The 17,943-nt window shown below is 38.4% G+C and carries 15 protein-coding genes; 3 read left to right on the top strand and 12 right to left on the bottom strand.

Features of this window, described 5'->3' with window-relative positions; translation table 11 throughout:
• Positions 1 to 156 precede the first annotated feature (156 nt).
• From IGI79_RS03920 to IGI79_RS03870, 11 genes are all read right to left on the bottom strand, one after another.
• The gene (locus tag IGI79_RS03920; RefSeq protein WP_019723714.1) at positions 157 to 1,161 is read right to left on the bottom strand and encodes a lipoate--protein ligase; all 1,005 of its coding nucleotides are present in this window, start codon (positions 1,159 to 1,161) and stop codon (positions 157 to 159) included.
• Positions 1,162 to 1,174: 13 nt separating this feature from the next.
• Positions 1,175 to 1,915 (bottom strand): MBL fold metallo-hydrolase, encoded by a 741-nt coding sequence (locus tag IGI79_RS03915; protein ID WP_062805527.1) that lies wholly within the window; start codon positions 1,913 to 1,915, stop codon positions 1,175 to 1,177.
• A 61-nt stretch (positions 1,916 to 1,976) separates the two neighbouring features.
• Positions 1,977 to 2,771, bottom strand: coding sequence for a DUF975 family protein (locus IGI79_RS03910; protein ID WP_065096692.1), 795 nt, complete (start codon positions 2,769 to 2,771; stop codon positions 1,977 to 1,979).
• Positions 2,771 to 3,853, bottom strand: coding sequence for a M42 family metallopeptidase (locus IGI79_RS03905; protein WP_065096693.1), 1,083 nt, complete (start codon positions 3,851 to 3,853; stop codon positions 2,771 to 2,773). The genes IGI79_RS03910 and IGI79_RS03905 overlap by 1 nt, the downstream gene beginning before the upstream one ends.
• A 221-nt stretch (positions 3,854 to 4,074) precedes the next feature.
• Positions 4,075 to 5,340, bottom strand: a complete 1,266-nt coding sequence (gene dltD, locus IGI79_RS03900) for a D-alanyl-lipoteichoic acid biosynthesis protein DltD (protein WP_195273372.1) — start codon at positions 5,338 to 5,340, stop codon at positions 4,075 to 4,077.
• 2 nt (positions 5,341 to 5,342) lie between these two features.
• The gene (gene dltC, locus IGI79_RS03895; RefSeq protein ID WP_010736032.1) at positions 5,343 to 5,576 is read right to left on the bottom strand and encodes a D-alanine--poly(phosphoribitol) ligase subunit DltC; all 234 of its coding nucleotides are present in this window, start codon (positions 5,574 to 5,576) and stop codon (positions 5,343 to 5,345) included.
• Positions 5,577 to 5,603: 27 nt separating this feature from the next.
• On the bottom strand, positions 5,604 to 6,809 hold the full coding sequence (dltB, locus tag IGI79_RS03890; protein WP_065096695.1) for a D-alanyl-lipoteichoic acid biosynthesis protein DltB: 1,206 nt from the start codon (positions 6,807 to 6,809) through the stop codon (positions 5,604 to 5,606).
• Positions 6,809 to 8,308, bottom strand: a complete 1,500-nt coding sequence (gene dltA, locus IGI79_RS03885) for a D-alanine--poly(phosphoribitol) ligase subunit DltA (RefSeq protein WP_065096696.1) — start codon at positions 8,306 to 8,308, stop codon at positions 6,809 to 6,811. Before dltA ends, dltB begins: the two co-directional genes overlap by 1 nt.
• 10 nt (positions 8,309 to 8,318) lie before the next feature.
• The gene (locus IGI79_RS03880) at positions 8,319 to 8,468 is read right to left on the bottom strand and encodes a teichoic acid D-Ala incorporation-associated protein DltX (protein ID WP_010736035.1); all 150 of its coding nucleotides are present in this window, start codon (positions 8,466 to 8,468) and stop codon (positions 8,319 to 8,321) included.
• Between the two features lie 210 nt (positions 8,469 to 8,678).
• Positions 8,679 to 10,739 (bottom strand): ABC transporter permease, encoded by a 2,061-nt coding sequence (locus tag IGI79_RS03875; RefSeq protein ID WP_065096698.1) that lies wholly within the window; start codon positions 10,737 to 10,739, stop codon positions 8,679 to 8,681.
• Positions 10,729 to 11,496 carry an ABC transporter ATP-binding protein gene (locus tag IGI79_RS03870; protein WP_019723768.1) on the bottom strand — a complete coding sequence of 256 codons (768 nt, stop codon included), beginning with the start codon at positions 11,494 to 11,496 and terminating at the stop codon, positions 10,729 to 10,731. The genes IGI79_RS03875 and IGI79_RS03870 overlap by 11 nt, the downstream gene beginning before the upstream one ends.
• 323 nt (positions 11,497 to 11,819) lie before the next feature.
• Here IGI79_RS03870 and nrdD point away from each other — a divergent pair, with 323 nt between their 5' ends.
• Positions 11,820 to 14,009 carry an anaerobic ribonucleoside-triphosphate reductase gene (gene nrdD / locus IGI79_RS03865; protein WP_019723769.1) on the top strand — a complete coding sequence of 730 codons (2,190 nt, stop codon included), beginning with the start codon at positions 11,820 to 11,822 and terminating at the stop codon, positions 14,007 to 14,009.
• A gap of 488 nt (positions 14,010 to 14,497) precedes the next feature.
• Positions 14,498 to 15,100: an anaerobic ribonucleoside-triphosphate reductase activating protein gene (gene nrdG / locus IGI79_RS03860; RefSeq protein ID WP_019724134.1), complete on the top strand. Its 603-nt coding sequence runs from the start codon at positions 14,498 to 14,500 to the stop codon at positions 15,098 to 15,100.
• 102 nt (positions 15,101 to 15,202) lie between these two features.
• Here nrdG and dinB read toward each other — a convergent pair whose 3' ends face one another.
• Complete coding sequence (dinB, locus tag IGI79_RS03855; RefSeq protein ID WP_029594210.1) at positions 15,203 to 16,339, bottom strand: DNA polymerase IV; 1,137 nt, start codon at positions 16,337 to 16,339, stop codon at positions 15,203 to 15,205.
• A gap of 244 nt (positions 16,340 to 16,583) precedes the next feature.
• Between dinB and IGI79_RS03850 the strand changes: the two genes are divergently transcribed.
• Positions 16,584 to 17,834, top strand: a complete 1,251-nt coding sequence (locus IGI79_RS03850) for a collagen-like triple helix repeat-containing protein (protein ID WP_438845718.1) — start codon at positions 16,584 to 16,586, stop codon at positions 17,832 to 17,834.
• Positions 17,835 to 17,943 lie beyond the last annotated feature (109 nt).

Here is a 17,943-nt window from a genome sequence, read left to right as displayed (position 1 = left end):
TATGAGACATTGGTCATCTTATCCCCTAGAACCAAATAAACGGTGTTCCAGAAGCTGACCTTCAACATTAAGCTAACAAATTGTAAAATATGAAAAAAATATTTTTCAATTTTCTATCTCACTGCTCAGATCAAGTCGCTTCTGTCACAATCTCATTTAGTACAGTAGTTCCAATAAATCTTGTGCTTCGATCGCACCAAAGTATTTCTTGATATCGATGGTTTCAACTGCTTCTTGTAAGGTAGATTTGTCATATTTTAACCCTGTCAACACTTGTTCAACATCTTTGATATCTCCTAGACCAAAGAAATCGCCGAAGATTTTTACATCCTCGATTATCCCTTCTGAGACATTCAGATGTACCTCGATCGACCCAATCGAAAAGCGTTTTTGGCGTGAAAAGTTGAAATCTGGTGATTTTCCATAATTCCAATCCCAATTTCGATAATACTGCTCAGAAATTTGATTGATTTTTTCCCAATCTTTTTCTGTCAATTCATAGGTCTTTACGTCTTCTACTGAAGATACGCCGAAAATTTTCAAAAGAATGTCTTCACGAAATTCTTCGGTTGTCATCCCTTGTTTTTCCTCAGGTAAGAATGGTTTGATATTTGTAACTCGTGAACGAATCGATTTGATTCCTTTGGATTCGATTTTTTCTTTTTTCACTTTCAGCGCATTGACTACCTCATCAATGTCTGAATCGAACATGATCGTTCCATGTGCAAACATTCGACCATTTGTAGCATACATAGCATTCCCTGAAAACTTCAAGCCATCGATTACCAGGTCATTACGTCCTTTTAATTCGGCACCTGAAATACCTAATTCGTGTAACGCTTGGATGATTGGTTTAGTCACCTTCGCAAAGTCACGGAACGAATCCCCATCATCTGGCATGATGAAACTGAAATTCAAGTTACCAAAATCATGATATACTGCTCCACCACCGCTTAAACGACGTACCACATGGATGCCATGTTCTTCAACATATTCACGATTGATTTCTTCGATCGTGTTTTGATTTCGACCAATAATGATTGACGGTTCATTGATGTAAAAAAGCAAGATTGGTTCTTCTAATGGCATCTCTTGGAGTAAAAAGGTCTCGATTGCTAAATTTACTCTTGGATCATGGTTTTCATTTGGTACAAAAATCATTCTGCTCGTCCTCCTATATATCAAACACTTTATCGACTTCAGCTAAAGCAACTTCGATTTCTTCTCCAGCCGCTTCTTTTGCTTCATTCTCTAATTGTGTTAGGTCACCGAATTGTGGCAAGTGTGTCAAAACCAGTTTTTTGACTTTTGCCGCTTTTGCGATTTCTCCAGATTCTTTTGAAGTGAAATGCGCTTTGTGTCGCTCATTTCCTGCAAAAAGATACGTGTCTGCCAAAAAGAGATCCGCCTCTTTAGCGAAGGGAATAAAACTCTCTAAATAGCCAGAATCTCCTGTAAAAACAAGTACTTTTCCGGTGGCTCTTTCGACAATACGCATGGCATAACAAACCACTGGATGAATCGTTTCCAAGAACGTGATCGAAAATGGTCCGACTTCAAGTTCTTGGGTTGGATCATATGCCACTCCTTGGGACACTCCTGGCATCGTCAATTGTTCAAAATGACTGGCATCTTTCGTATGTCCATAGATTGGTAATAGCTTTTCCTGATCTCTGTTTGGATGCAATTGCCATTCATATTGCAAAACACCTAGATCTGCGATATGGTCATGATGATAATGGCTGATGATCACAGCATCTAAAGCAAGCGGATCAAGATGGTCTTCCAATTTCACAAGCGTTGCGCTCCCTGCATCAATCAACAAATTAAATTGATCAGCTTGCAACAGATAACTCGTCGTTCCTTGTTTTTTATAAGGATATGCACCTAAGCAACCTAAAACGGTTAATTTCATGACTGATTCCCCCTCAAAAACTTATGCTACCACAATTTCTTAATTTCATAAGAAAAACTGCTTATTCGAAGTGAAAGTATTCCATTGGGCTGCCTTTTTCAATACGAGCTTGTTCGTAAAATTGTGCAATCGACACATTGACATAAGCAATTACCCAAAGTAAACCAAAGAACAGCGCAATAAATCCGAGAATATACCAACCAATAAATGAAAGTTGTAGAAGAAGATAGGTCCCAATACGATCTTTCAATAAAAACCAGGCATATTTCAAACTTTGGATAACTGTCAGTTTCGGATAGTCAAACTTTGTCCAAGCAGCAAATTGGAATAATCCTGCAACGATCGTCATCACAAATAGCGACACGAAGAATAGTAAAGTTGTAAAGACTGCAAAACTCAGATCAATCGTAAAATCATTCATCATCCCTTGCGGTGACGCATTTCCATTAAAAAGTAGATTGATATACGTATTGAATCCGCCAATCAAAAAACTAGGCAAAAGTATAATACCGTTGATTAACCAATTAAATACGGTATTTAAAAGATTGATAAGCAGAATCGGTACAAAATATTCTTTTTGAAAAACAGCAAACAACAGATTGGATTTTGCTCGCCCACCTCTGACCACAACTAATGAGATATAATAGACCCCATAAGTAAACGCAAAGATCAATACGTGTTGGAGCAAAAAATTGAGTATGTTTGCCTGTGTGCTATCTGTTGGGAAGATACCTACAAAAAGCTGCTGGATGATCAACCCAATAAAGACTGAAAGGAAAATGATCCAAGCATTGATCCCCCACTGTCCTTCTAAAGATGCCCGGGCTTTTTTTCGATATTCAGAAACATTCTTCATTACTCATAACTCCTGATTTCTGCTACTTTTTCACTATCCAAACGTTTGACTACTTCAGTAACTAACTTCACTGTGTTGAAGTAATCTTCTTCATGGATGATCGATGTATGTGAATGCAGATAACGAACGGGTACCGTGATTGCAATAGATGGCACACCATTACGTGACACATGCATTTGGCCTGCATCTGTTCCCCCACCGGTGATGACAGTATATTGGAATGGAATAGCCATTTCTTCTGCCACTTGGATCACAAAATTCAATAATTTTTTATGTGGGATCATCGAAGCATCGAAAATCAAGATTTGTGGTCCTTTACCTAAAACTGAATCTGCCTCTTTCGGTGTCATCCCTGGTGTATCTCCAGCAGTACCTGTATCTAAAGCGATCGCAATGTCAGGGTCGACCAAATGAGTACTTGTGCGCGCACCTCTTAAACCAACTTCTTCTTGTACATCACTTCCAGCAAATAAGACATTCGGATGTCCTTCTTTTGCTAGATTTTCAAGTACACGTAAAGAAACAGCTGTCCCAATACGATTGTCCCATGCTTTTGCTAACAAGAATTTTCCATCATTCATTCGACGATATCCAATATAAGGAGTGACCATATCACCAGGACGAATGCCCCATTCCGTCGCTTCTTCTTTGCTTGTCGCCCCGATGTCAATAAACATATCTTTGATATCATAAGGTTTGTTACGAACTTCAGCAGTCAAGACATGTGGTGGTTTTGAACCAATCACGCCATGGATGATTTTTCCCTCTTGGGTCTTGATTTCTACTTGTTGTGCCAACATGACTTGGCCCCACCAACCACCAAGTGTTTGAAATTCAATAAATCCTTTATCTGTGATCTTTGTAACCATAAAACCAACTTCATCCATATGTCCGGAGATAAATACTTTAGGGCCCTTGCCAGAATCATGTTTTGCGATGATACTACCTAAACCATCGTAAAAAATATCATCTGTGAACTGCTCTGCATATTTTTTATAGACTTTTCGTACCTCTTCTTCATTTCCTGGTACGCCACGCGCAGTTGTTAAATCAATCAATAATTGTTCTTCATTTTTATTCAAACGCTTTCCCTCTTTTCCATACTTAATAGTAGAATTATATCATTGTTCACTGATTTTTGGGCAGCATATTTGTTTGATTTATGCAGTCATATTATAACACCAGTCTTCTTTTGAATCTGCTAACATCTAAAAAATAACCCATAACATCCTCTCTATTGGGACGTTACAGGTCATTCCTCGAATTTCTTCATTCGTCTTTTCTTTTGGTTCCAATGCATCGTTTATTTTTCTGGTAGTGTATCTGGGGTTTGAAATTGCCAATCCTTACTATAGAAAGCATCATCCATCTGATAATGAGACACAGGTTGTTTCTCTTCTAGGAAAGGTTGGATATACTGATCTGCAGTCAACCAGCCTTGCCACCCAAGATGGATCGTATCTTCCATAAAGTAGGGAACACTAGCCATTTTGGTTAGATCTGCGATGTGTTGAAATCCTTGTTTCTTTAATTGATACTTGATTTTTTTAGCAAATCCTTGCAACATTTCTTGAGACAAACCGGTATAATCACTCCACTTTTCATTCACTGGCGGAAGAATGAATAATGCTTCAGTATGTTCATTTGCTAGTTGCTGCAATAATAATTGAAAATCAGAATATTCCTTTGAGAAACGATAATCCCAGTCTTTCTGTGAGTCTTTCAACTCAGCTAAATGGTGTTTGATTCGGGTATTATAAAAATCATCTTTTAGCGCAAAAGGATTATTCTTAGTTTTACTAGCACCAATCTGCGTAGCGAGCTTATTTAGTTGTTCTTTTTCATAGCTAGTCGGTAATGGTTTAGTCGCTTGATCGATCTGTTTTTGTTTATCCGTCAAACCAATCCCACTAAATAATTCATCCTCACGCTTCAAGATGTTCCATTTATCTTCCAAGCCCGCTAATTCTTTATCATTGGGTTTGATTCCTTTTTGTACTGTACTTAAAATCCGCGTAATGTCCTCATCTTTCGAAACGATTGAAAAACTTAATAAACGTCGCGCGAAATAGCGATCTGAAGCGGTCACTTTTTTTATTGAAAACAGCCAATCCAATGTCTGTAACTCTGAATAGTGGGTACTGAAATAGTCTTCCTTCACCCCGTCTTTTACGAACCACTGAGGAGACACGATGACCACTACTTTTTTATTTCTGAGATCCTTACTAGCTGAGCGCATCATCATGAACTGGCTCAGCGATTGAGTCCCAGGGGCACCTAATAAAAATGGTTCGTAGCTCCGTTGATATTTCTGGGCTAAAACAGAAGGATGAAAAGGACTGATCCTACTCAATTCACTCGAACCAAGAAAAGGCACATACTGTTTTTCAGCAAAAGCTGTATTTTTGATTACATCCCCTCGTAAGACGTTGTCTGACATCGAACTGGCTGCTCTATGAATGATTTCTGGGTCAGCTACATTCACGCGATAAGATGAAGTGAAAAAAATCGCAATCAGTATAAACGCAAGTATCACTGGACCAAAAATCGCAAACAGCTTTTTCTTCATCATTATCCCTTCAATTCGTTGACTTGATCAATGATTTTGTTTGGTGTTGCCCATTCTTCCCGATCAAATTCTGATACAGGAACTTGTACATCAAGCTGTCCATCCAGCTCAACTAATAATTGAACAGACCCTAGTGAATCCAATAAACCTTCACCAAACAAATCGATTTCTTTATTTTCTTTCACTTCATCTGTACCTGTAATCTCTGCTAAAATCGTTAAAACTTGTTCTTCCATATCTATTCTCTCCTTTAAACTCGTCATTTATTTAAAAAATAGTTGATCTAAAAATCCTGAAAAAATCAATAAGCTAGCACATACTGCTTGAAACGTCATGAAAACAGAAAATGCGTGGGTCAAGCGATTGGAAGGAAGTTTTTTCTTCCGTTTTTTCTTATAGCGAATCCATGCATCTGTCACACAAATCAGCGTTGCATGATAGATACCATACAAAATGTAGTACCATGTCAAACCGTGCCAGACACCCATCAATAGAAACAATGCAAAGTATCCGATATTTGACGTCACGATCTTACTCTTGAACAATTTTTTCTTCATCAAGAAGAACATCAACCGCATATACACGTAATCTCTGAACCAGAAGGACAAAGACATATGCCAACGATTCCAGAACTCTTTGATGTTCCAAGCTAAAAATGGTTTGTTGAAATTGATCGGGGTATCATAGCCCATCAAATAACTCGTACCAACTGCAAACAAACTATAGCCAGCAAAATCGAAAAAGAGATACAAACTATAGACATACATGTAACCCAATAGCCACCATGAGATTCCGCCATGAGCCAAGGCACCTTTTGATACGATGGGTAACAGTACCTGTCCGAGATAATGACCGATGATGAATTTGTATAAAAAACCCATAAACAAATGATGGACCCCTTTTTCCAACATTTCCAGATATTGTTCCTTTGTTGGTGGTTGGAGCTGATCTTTTTCAAATCTTCGATAACGATCGATTGGTCCTGAAGAAATGGTTGGAAAAAACAACAAGAACTGAATATAACGGTAAGGATGATAGGTTTTGATCATACCGTCTCTCATTTCCATGATCATTTGTACCGATTTGAATGTTAAATAGGAAATACCCAGAAAACTAAGCAGTGATCCCTTACCAGATGTTAGAAATGGTGTGACTTTCGTAATCGCTAAAGGTAGAATTGCTAGAACTACCGCTAGATAAAACCATACACTCTGATTTCTTTTTTTTCGATAAGTGAAATAACACCAAACAAGTATACTTTGCCAGACCACATAGCCAATCAAAGCAAGCCCTTGTTGCCAATACGTTCCTCCAAAACTGATGAACAAGAAAAAGAAAGTTACAAGAACTTGATAAGTTCCTAAACGTTTCTGGAAAAATAGTAGAGAAAAAATGATTGGCGCTAACGCGAAACTCAGTAATAGAAAATAATACGGCTCCGCATAAGGAATCATATGTGGGAGACTCATCACCTATTCACCTCAGCTGTCAATGCTTTTCGATCAATTTTCCCATTGTTCGTTTGTGGCAATTGGTCAATAAACGCCACTTTTTGTGGGATCATATAGTCCATTAGAAAATCGGTCAACCTTTGTTTGATCGAACGTATCAACTGATAGTTAGTATCCGGAATCGCTTGGTTCAGTACAACAAACGCCACTAATTGTTGGACTTTCGACCCTTGATATTTGGGAACAACGATTGCTTGATTGATTCGTTCATCTTTAAGCAACGCATGTTCAATATCACCTAATTCAATGCGGTAGCCATGTAATTTCACCTGTTGATCGATTCTTCCTTCAATAAAAAGCAAACCGTCCTCTGCTAAATATCCTGCATCTCCTGTTCGATAGTTTTGATGCCCAGTTACTTGAAAGAACACTTCCTTCGTTTTTTCAGGATTGTTCAAATAGCCTTTTGACACGCTAGGACCAGTAATCAAAATCTCGCCACGATCACTTTCGCCATTTTTCAAAATGGATACGGTCGTATCGGACTTGACATAGCCAATTGGTAATCGTTCATACGTAGCCAATACTTCTCTTGTGATCAATATACTAGAAATGGCTACTGTCGCTTCTGTCGGCCCATACGTATTGAAAATTTTTGCTGAAGGAAACCGTTCGAGTAACGCTTGCGCCGTTTTCTTCGTCAATTCCTCGCCACAGAAAATGAACGTAGTCAGCTCTGGTAAATGCCCCTCGTCAAATGATGCGTCCATCAAGCAAATATCGACAAACGAAGGAGTCGATACCCAGATATCCAGTTTTAATTGTGGTAAAATAGCAAATAATTTTTGAAAATCTTGGACGTTTTCCTTGAATAAAGGCTTGATGATCCCACCAGAAACTAATGCTGGATACAAAGTGAACACAGATAAATCAAAAGAAAAAGGTGCTTGTGCTAAAAAAGCTTGTCCCTCTTTGATTGGAAAGTCGCGCAAGACCCAATCGACAAAGCTCACCAAGTTATCATGACTGATTTGCACGCCTTTGGGTTCTCCTGTGGTGCCCGAAGTAAAAATAAGATAAAAATTTTCATCACCTTTCACTGCATGCTCAAATGGATAACCAACTATTGAGGCGATGATCGAGCGTAAACAATCTTTTTGGATGATTGGTATATCTGTCTCAATCTCCCAGTCACTTAAACTAATGATCATACTAGGCTGTGCGACACGTAAAATCGCTTCGATCCGTTCCTTCGGTGTTTGGGCATCAATCGGTAGATACGCATGTCCTGCTTTCACTACGCCCAAGAATGATACCACCATCTCAAACTCTAGATTGCCGAACACGACGATTGGCCCCTTCGTAGTCAAACGCTTCTCTAAGTAATAGCCTAATGCATCTGAGGAGTGCTTCAGTTCTTGATATGTGTGTTGCTCCTCTGCTGTCTGATATGCGATTCTATCTGGGTCTGCTATTCCCCAAAAATCGATCGCAGCCACGATTCCTTTTTTCTTCATCGTTTCCCTCCTAGAATTCGTTATATATAAATGTTCCACCTTGAATATTTTTGTAATGATACAAATAAATGAGTAATAATAGTATCGTCGAATAAACAAGGGTTCGAAGCATAAAAGTTCGCCAATATCGAACCTGTGGTTGCTGCCACCATTGTTTCATCTCTTTTTCCTCCTATTTAGATCCTTAGTCAAATTCTACTCATTCTATCCACAAAAAAACATTTGTTTTACTAACAGAATGCGCTTTACAGCTAACAGTTTTGTCACTAACTAAAGAGAACAAAAAAAGAGCCGTACGAAAATAAATTCGTACAACTCGATTCTGTCCTTCGTTCAGCTAGAATAAGATCCCCTTTTTGCTCTATTTTTCTTATTCCTCAATGATCCGACAATATAAACGACTAGTCATAAAGTAAAAGAGTAGGTAAATGACGATCAATAAGCCACAGACAAAGTATGCCAACCAATAGTCTGCCCCTTCTACATATTGAGAAAACACATTGATGGCAAATACTGCATGAGTGATGCCCAAAATCATCGGTGGAAAAAACATCAACGCATTTTGTTTATAGATCATCCGATTTGTTTTGCGTTGAGCAATCCCTAATTTTGTCAGCAATTGATAATTGGTTCGTTCAATTTCAGCTTCGGATAATTGTCGCACCATCAAGATACTACCGGTTGCGATGATCACGATCATTCCAACAAAAAGGGCAACAAAGATATTAATCCCAATTTGGCGGTCGATGGCACGCAACCTAGGATAGCGCGCATTATAATTCAAACGTGATGTTTGTCCTGTCAATTTATTTTCTGAATATTCGTTTTCCTCTTCTTTAGAAGCATCTGTATGGATCGTCCCAACTATTCCTTGGTCAGTAATCTCATAACTATAATAAATCGTGTGTGTCCAATTAGTAGCTATTTCTTTATTTAATCGTTCGGTCATTTTTTCTTGATTACCGCCAGTCACATTCCAATTGATGATCTGATATTCTAATCCAGTGACACGGTCAAAGACTTCTTGAGCAACGACCAATGTCGGTCCATAATAGGTCATGCCCTCATCTCCTAAAAATCCAGGAAGAACCTGTTGGATCAAAAGTTCTTGTTTATCCGGCAGATAGATCTTTTTCCCATAACTGGAAAAATTACGAAACATCGTTTCTACTGAATCTAACATAATTGCATGGTCTTTCTCTGTAAGTTTGATGTTTGGCAGACTAGGTTTGATTTTGCGAAAGGCGCGGTATTCTTTTTCTGAAATCAAATTGACTGGCTTGATTTCATTGCCACCAGATACCGAACCGATACTCAGGTTATAATAGCTCCCTACTACTTTGTAATGAAAGACTAATTCGTCGCTGATTTTCTGATTCTCTTCTGTTAAGATTGGTCGCAGTTTATCTGCCGTTTGAGTATCTAATTGATAAGAAACAGGCGCATCAATTTCCTCACGATGAGCAATGAGCGTCGAGATTCCAATCATTCCGCCGATCATTGCCAAAGATAGGCCAATAACTAATGTGATCAACGAATTCATTCGCCAGCCTTTTAACAGATGGATTTGTGTATTCCCAATCAACAAAAAATTGGTTCCCCGGTACTTAAATCTCGATTCACTCAACAAATGGAGCAGTAATCGAAAAGAATAACGAAAGAACAGGTAGGTCCCTAATATGCAGACAAACAATATTGAAAAGGGAAAAGCAATCATCAATCCTAGATTGACTTTTTTTTCAAATAGCTGGCTAATTGTTTCTCTGAAGTTCAATGCAGCGAAATAGCTGCTAGAAATCATCAATACTCCAATCACGCCCAATAAACGATGCCTTGTGCGAATACGCAACATTGAACTTTCCACTTGTTCTCTTTCCCCAAAACTACGATTCATGGGATAACTCCAAATCTTCCATAGTGAATAAAGAGAAACTGCCGAAAGAATAACAAAAAATACCACAACGGTTTCAAAAATGGACGGGATAGAAATAAAAAAACGACTAGTAATGTCCATCTTCATCATTCGTACTAAAATCATTTGAAACAATTTTGAGAAAATACTTCCCAATAAAATCCCTAACATACAAGCAAAAAAACCAATGGTCATCGTTTCCAACACATAGATTGATGAAATCTGGAATTTGCTGATTCCGAATAATTGATAGATCCCAATCTCTTTTTGTCTCCGATTGAGAAAAAAGCGATTAGCACTGAGTACGAAAAAGAGTAAGACAACAGTAATGATCCAACTACCAAGCTTTAAAATATTATCTATCGAAACATCTTGACTTGCCCTTCGAATCAGTGATTGGTCATAGGTCATCGCGCTAAATGAGTAATAGATCATCGTCGATAAGGTCAAACTGAAGAAATAGACAAGGTAGCCCCTTGATTGTTTTAAAAAACTTTTTGCGGCTAATTTATAAAGCATTGATTTTACCGCCTCCTCCAATCGTCGCCTGCATATCGATGACTTTTTCAAAGAATTCTTTTCTCGTCCCACGGCGGATCACTTCTGAAAAAATCACCCCATCTTTGATAAATAAAATACGGTTGCAATAACTAGCTGTATAAGGATCATGTGTCACTAATAAGATCGTTGATTTTTCAACTTCGTTCACTGTTTTTAAATAATTCAACAATTCTGTTGCTGATTTTGAATCCAATGATCCGGTTGGTTCGTCTGCGAAAATCACCTCTGGTTCTACTACTAAAGCTCTAGCTGCCGCAATGCGTTGTCTTTGTCCAACTGACATTTCATCAGGATAACGTTTTAGTAATTCTTCGATCCCCAAAAGCTGGGCAACATGTAAAACTCTTCGGTCCATTTCATCTTTCGCCATATTTTCAACAGCCAAAGGAAGTAAAATATTATCTTTACCATTCAATGTATCAATAAGATTGAACGTTTGAAAGATAAAGCCAATTTTTTTTCGTCTGAAATCACTCAATTCATGTTTTTTCATTTTTGTGATTTCATTTCCTTGGATCATCACACTACCCATCGTCGGTAGATTGATCGTTGATAAGATATTCATCAGAGTAGTCTTTCCCGCTCCACTCGGCCCCATGATCCCAATAAACTCTCCTTCTTCAACTGAAAAAGAAACATTGTCTAATACTTTGACCGGTGATTTACTACTTCCATAACTTTTACTTAAATGTTTTACTTCGATTATTTTACTCATGCTAGTCCTCCACCTTTATCCTTAATTGAATAGTAGCACATCCTTTCCTTTTTTTCCCTTTTGATTTTGTCACCTGATCACTCACGAAAATTATCCTGGAAATTTTTTTATTCAATTTTTTTATTCAAAAAAAAATAATTCGTATTTTTCAAAAGCTGATACTGCACGTTTTCACTTTTTTTCACAAGATAATATACACCATATATAGTATACTCATTCAATTATACAGCGACAAAACACTATATGTAGCAGATAATTAGTTGCTCCTTTCTTCAATTTGTTTTATGATAGACAAGAACTATTTTTTGTAGGAGCTGAAGAAAATGAAACGAACAGATCAAGAAATGGCTGTGCTAGAAAAACAGCCTGAAACCAAAAAAATGACTGTCATCAAACGCGATGGACGCGAGGTACCATTTGATGAACAGAAAATAAATGCCGCACTGATCAAAGCAGAAAAGAAAATTCACGGTTCCTTATCTCCTATTACGTACGAAAAGATCCAATCAATCGCAGAACTTGTGATCAAAGAAATCAAAGATCGCTTCGCAAATAACGTAAAAATCTATGAGATCCAAAACATCGTTGAACATATTTTGTTAGAAAAAAACGAATATGCCTTAGCAGAAGAATATATCCATTATCGAACAAAACGTGATTTTGCTCGTAGTAAAGCAACTGACATCAACTTTTCGATCGAGAAACTGATCAATAAAGACCAAAGTGTTGTCAATGAAAATGCGAACAAAGATAGTAATGTATTCAATACGCAGCGTGACTTGACTGCTGGCATCGTTGGGAAATCGATCGGATTGAAATTACTTCCACCGCATATTGCCAACGCCCATCAAAAAGGCGATATCCATTATCATGATCTCGATTACCATCCGTATACACCAATGACAAATTGCTGTTTGATCGACTTCAAAGGTATGTTGAACAACGGGTTTAAAATTGGAAATGCAGAAGTCGAATCACCAAAATCGATCCAAACAGCAACGGCACAGATCTCACAGATCATTGCCAATGTTGCATCTAGCCAATATGGCGGATGTTCTGCCGATCGCACAGATGAATTGCTTGCTCCTTTTGCACAATTAAATTACAAAAAACATTTAATTGATGCCAAAGAATGGATCGACACACCCGAACGGCAAGAAGCCTATGCAAAAGCAAAAACCAAAAAAGATATTTTTGATGCCATGCAAAGTTTGGAATATGAGATCAATACACTTTTCACTTCCAACGGACAAACGCCTTTTACTTCACTCGGCTTCGGTCTAGGTAAAAATTGGTTTGAACGAGAAATCCAAAAAGCGATTTTACAAATCCGAATCAATGGATTAGGCAGTGAGAAACGGACAGCGATCTTCCCCAAATTGATATTTACACTAAAAGACGGAATCAATCTGAAACCAACTGATCCAAACTATGATATCAAACAATTAGCCTTAGAATGTGCCACAAAAAGAATGTACCCAGATATTCTAAATTATGACAAGATCGTTGAATTGACAGGAAGCTTCAAAGTACCAATGGGCTGTCGCTCCTTCTTACAAGGTTGGAAAGACGAGAACGGTGAAGAAGTGAATGTCGGAAGAATGAATCTAGGTGTGGTTACGTTGAACTTGCCGCGGATCGCCTTAGAAGCAGACGGTGACCAAGAAAAATTCTGGCAATTACTTTCAGATCGCTTGTCGATTATGAAAGATGCCTTAGTTTATCGTGTCGAACGTTGTAAAGAAGCGATTCCAGCAAATGCACCGATCCTTTACATGTATGGTGCATTCGGTAAACGACTATCTCGTACAGACGCCGTAGATGAATTATTTAAAAATCGTCGAGCAACTGTTTCATTAGGCTACATCGGACTTTATGAAGTCGCTGCTTCTTTCTTTGGCGGTGAATGGGAAAATAATGCTGAAGCCAAAGACTTCACTCTAGATATCGTGAAAAAACTAAAAGCCAATGCAGACGCTTGGGGAAATGAATATGGCTATCACTTCAGCGTATATTCCACACCAAGTGAAAGCTTGACGGATCGTTTTTGCCGTTTAGATACAGAGAAATTCGGTATCGTTGAAAATATCACAGATAAGGAATATTACACTAACAGTTTCCACTATGATGTGCGTAAAAATCCAACGCCATTTGAAAAGCTTGAATTTGAAAAAGACTATCCAAAATACTGTTCTGGTGGCTTTATCCATTACTGTGAATATCCAGTCTTGCAACAAAACCCTAAAGCATTAGAAGCTGTTTGGGACTTTGCCTATGACAAAGTAGGCTATTTAGGAACCAATACACCGATCGATCATTGCTACCAATGTGGTTTTGAAGGAGATTTCCAACCAACTGAACGTGGCTTTGAATGCCCAGAATGCGGCAATCACGATCCAAAATCATGTGACGTAGTCAAACGAACATGCGGCTACCTAGGAAACCCACAAGCCCGCCCAATGGTCCACGGCAGACACAAAGAAATTTCATCACGCGTGAAACATATGAAGTAAGGTTGTGAGAAAGCCGTTCAGCTCCAAGTAATAAGGCAGAAGATGGAAAAATAGTTTTCTATATTTTTTCATCTTTTGACTTATTATCGTAGGAGTTGGCTTTCGAACACCGTGGATAAGGTTGTGAAAGAAGCGTTTAGCACTGAGTAATAAGACAGAAAAATCAAAAATGGTTCTTTCATTTTAGATTTTTTTGACTTATTACCGAAGTGTTGCTTCTTGAACACCGTAGATATGGTTGTAAGAAAAGCGCCCTGACCTGAGCAGTAAGATGGAAAATCAGAAAATAGCTTCTCATATTTTTTGATTTTTCAGCTTAATGTTGAAGGTCAGCTTTTCGAACACCGTAAATAAGGTTGTGAGAAAGTCGTTCAGCTCCAAGTCATACGAGAGATAGCATCCCTTCCTCTGGCGATTTTCTTATGTCTCCTACGACCGTCAAGAATTTTTTATAACGGATACCATTTTATAATGAAAGAAGTTTTACTATGAGAAATCCTAAACCTAAAGAATGGCTGGCTCAAGATTATAGTCATGACTATATCGCCGATTATAAACCGTTCAACTTTGTGGATGGCGAAGGTGTTCGTAATAGCTTATATGTAAGTGGTTGTTTATTTGCCTGTGAAGGTTGTTTTAACAAAGCCGCTCAGAATTTCCGTTACGGCAAACCATTCACTCCAGAACTGGAAGAACAGATCATGGCTGATCTACGTAACGATTACGTCCAAGGATTGACACTCTTAGGTGGTGAACCTTTTTTGAATACGAATGTTTGCCTACGTGTAGTTGATCGAATCCGGCAAGAATTTGGTCACAGCAAAGACATCTGGTCTTGGACCGGTTATACCTTCGATGAATTATTACAAGATTCGGAAGATAAATTAGAACTGCTCTCGAAAATCGATATTCTTGTTGATGGCCGTTTTGAATGGTCAAAAAGAGATTTCAAATTACAATTTCGTGGAAGCAGCAATCAGCGTATCATTGACGTGCAACGATCGCTTGCTGAAAAACAAGTCGTCATCTGGGAAAAATGTACAGATGCTACACAAACATATGAACAAATAAAAAAACAAGAACTGATTTAACTATACTCAGTTTTGATTGAACACAATAAAGAATGCTCCATCTAAAAGACCAAGACAGAAGTGGATTCCGCTTTTGTCTCAAAGTCTAAGATGGAGCATTCTTTATTCTATTTCTGGTTCTATCGCTTGCGTTTCCCACAAAGGTAACACAATATTCTCATAAGTCATCGGATCTAAATTCGTCAGTGTGATACCTAATAAACGAATCCCCTTCTCTATCCCTAAAATCTCTTCCCATATCAGACTGGCTTGATAAAACAGCGCTTCTTTTTTATAGACATATTCTGGTAATGTTACTCGCTTCGTTACTGTAGAATAATCGGTATAACGGACCTTCAAGACAACTGTTTTTCCATGTTTCTGAACACGCCGGAGAGAATCTTCCACTTTCTCAGCCAGCTGACGTAACTGACCAAGAACTTCTTCTTCTGTTCTTAGTGGTTGTCCATACGTATGCTCTTTCCCAACTGACTTACGCTCTCGGGTAACATTGACCGGCGAATCATGGATACCTCGTACTTTTCGATACAACGAATACCCCATTTTACCAAACTGTTGGATCAACATCATTTCAGTACATTGATACAGATCTTCTCCTGTAAAAATACCTAATTCATGCATTTTAGGAACAGTTTTCTTGCCGACACCATGAAATTTTTCGATTGGTAATGCTTTTAAGAAATCGACAGCTTCTTCGGGGGTGACGACCGTCATTCCTTTAGGTTTTTGAAAATCTGATGCAAGTTTCGCTAAAAATTTATTATAGCTGACACCAGCCGAACAAGTCAGATGCACCGTTTGCCAAATATCAAGTTGGATCATTCGGGCGATCTTAATCGCTGATTTACAATTGATTTTATTATTCGTGACATCTAAATAAGCTTCATCAATACTAACTGGTTCGACTAAGTCTGTATAGCGATAAAAAATCTCCCTGACTTCTTTTGATATCGCACTATATTTTTGGTGGTCTCCCGGTTTGAAAATCGCTTCTGGACAAAGTTCATAGGCTTTTTGGGCACTCATTGCTGAATGGATGCCGAACTTACGTGCTTCATAGTTAGCCGTCGTCACTACCCCACGCCCGCCAGTATCACTGGGATGTCTGGCGATCACTAAGGGTTTTCCACGAAGTTCAGGGTGATCTCGTTCTTCAACGGACGCGAAAAAAGCATCCATATCGATATGAATGATTTTTCTAGACGTATCATTATGTAAAGGAAACTGTAATTCCATCAGACTCACCCCACTATTATTATACACGAACTTTTGTTCCCTTTCAAGAAAAGATCTTTCCTTAAATCCTGTGAATACGCGCTGTCTTTTCTTTGGCACACGTCTCTATTTGTGCAAGTCTACTTATTCGTTTGGACATGCTCAATATTAAATAACAATTCTTATGATTTTAAAACATCATTATATTATGCTATTATCTGTTTGTAAAAGACTGGCCAGTCTTAATTAAAATTAAAGGAGAGTAACCATGTTAAATAACTTAAAAAATAACGTTAGCCCCGTTTTAGAAAAAGAGTTTAAAAAAATCAATCAGTTCAGAACTAAATTCTTAAAAAAAAATTTGACAAGAACTACTCCCGATAATACTCTACCATCCGATCATATTGTGAGTACTTCTGATATTTTTACTTTAACTCCTGATAGTGCAAAAAAAATTGGTATAGCGTATCAGCAAATCAAATGTCCTGATGTTCAGACTCTCAAACTATTGACTGGAACGCCAGATTTTCTATTTGAAAATGAGTTAACAACCGAAGATGAACGCTTCAAAGTATTACCAGATATCAATTTAAAAGAAAACCGTACAAGTCAAAATCTATGTACTGTTCTAAAAGCTTATGTATATGGTAATTCTAATGATGCTCAGGTGTACGAGGAAATGTTGAATCGCTTTATCTTCCCTATGACTCTCCAGCATTATGGCAGCAAGGAGCAAAATCTCACAATCAAAGAAAACACTAGTTTTGTGATTGATTCTGGCGATACTGTCTCCCTTTCTTTTAAGTCGGTGACATTAGAAAAGAACGCTAGTCTCGTTTGTGCACACACACATGTCCACTTTCAAACTGAACAGATGACTCAATTGGAGCATACTTCCTTGAATAATGGAATTGTCGTCATTGGGACACATGGCGGAAATGGCGGGAATGGCGGCAATGGCGCAGCTGGAGCAAACGGCGGAAACGGTGGTTCCGATATTAATAAAAAATTGGGTGGAAATGGGACTGAGGGTGCAGATGGCTCTCCCGGAACAGAGGGTGGCAACTCATCTGAATGTACGTTTTATATCAAAAAACTTACAGGAGATACTCCTTTTGGCAGCTATGGTGGGAATGGCGGAAATGGTGGAAATGGTGGCAGTGGCGGAGACGGCGGAGACGGCGAAGACTCAAAGAGCTGCACGGATGGCGGAAACGGTGGAAACGGAGCAAAAGGTGGAAATGGCGGAAATGGTGGAAAAAGTGGAAACGGAGCAAGTATAGTTATCTATATAGATGAAGGAGTGGAATATATTCTTACAGGTATACATGACGTTTCCCCAGAAAGTGGTGGACAAGGTGGAAATGGCGGCGCTGCTGGAAAAGGCGGGTCTAAGAAAAGTGATGGCAAGCCGGGTTCGCCGGGAACAAGTGGCAGTGCTGGAAAAAGTGGTAGCGCTGGGCAAGCCGGGCAAAGCGGGAATATCTCTATTTTACCTTATCGTGATCCTGTAGATTAATCCGGTTAACCATTCTTATATCACTTAGATGCAATCAAACGAACAAGCTGTCGAAATAATTTCTGCATCAAAAAAGAGTGGATTCATCGCAGTAAACTAAATAGCTGTA

Source organism: Enterococcus sp. AZ084 (genome assembly GCF_051714905.1).
Lineage (GTDB): Bacteria > Bacillota > Bacilli > Lactobacillales > Enterococcaceae > Enterococcus_B > Enterococcus_B pernyi.
Note: the sequence above shows the minus strand (reverse complement) of the source record. Positions and strands in the feature narration are given on the sequence as shown.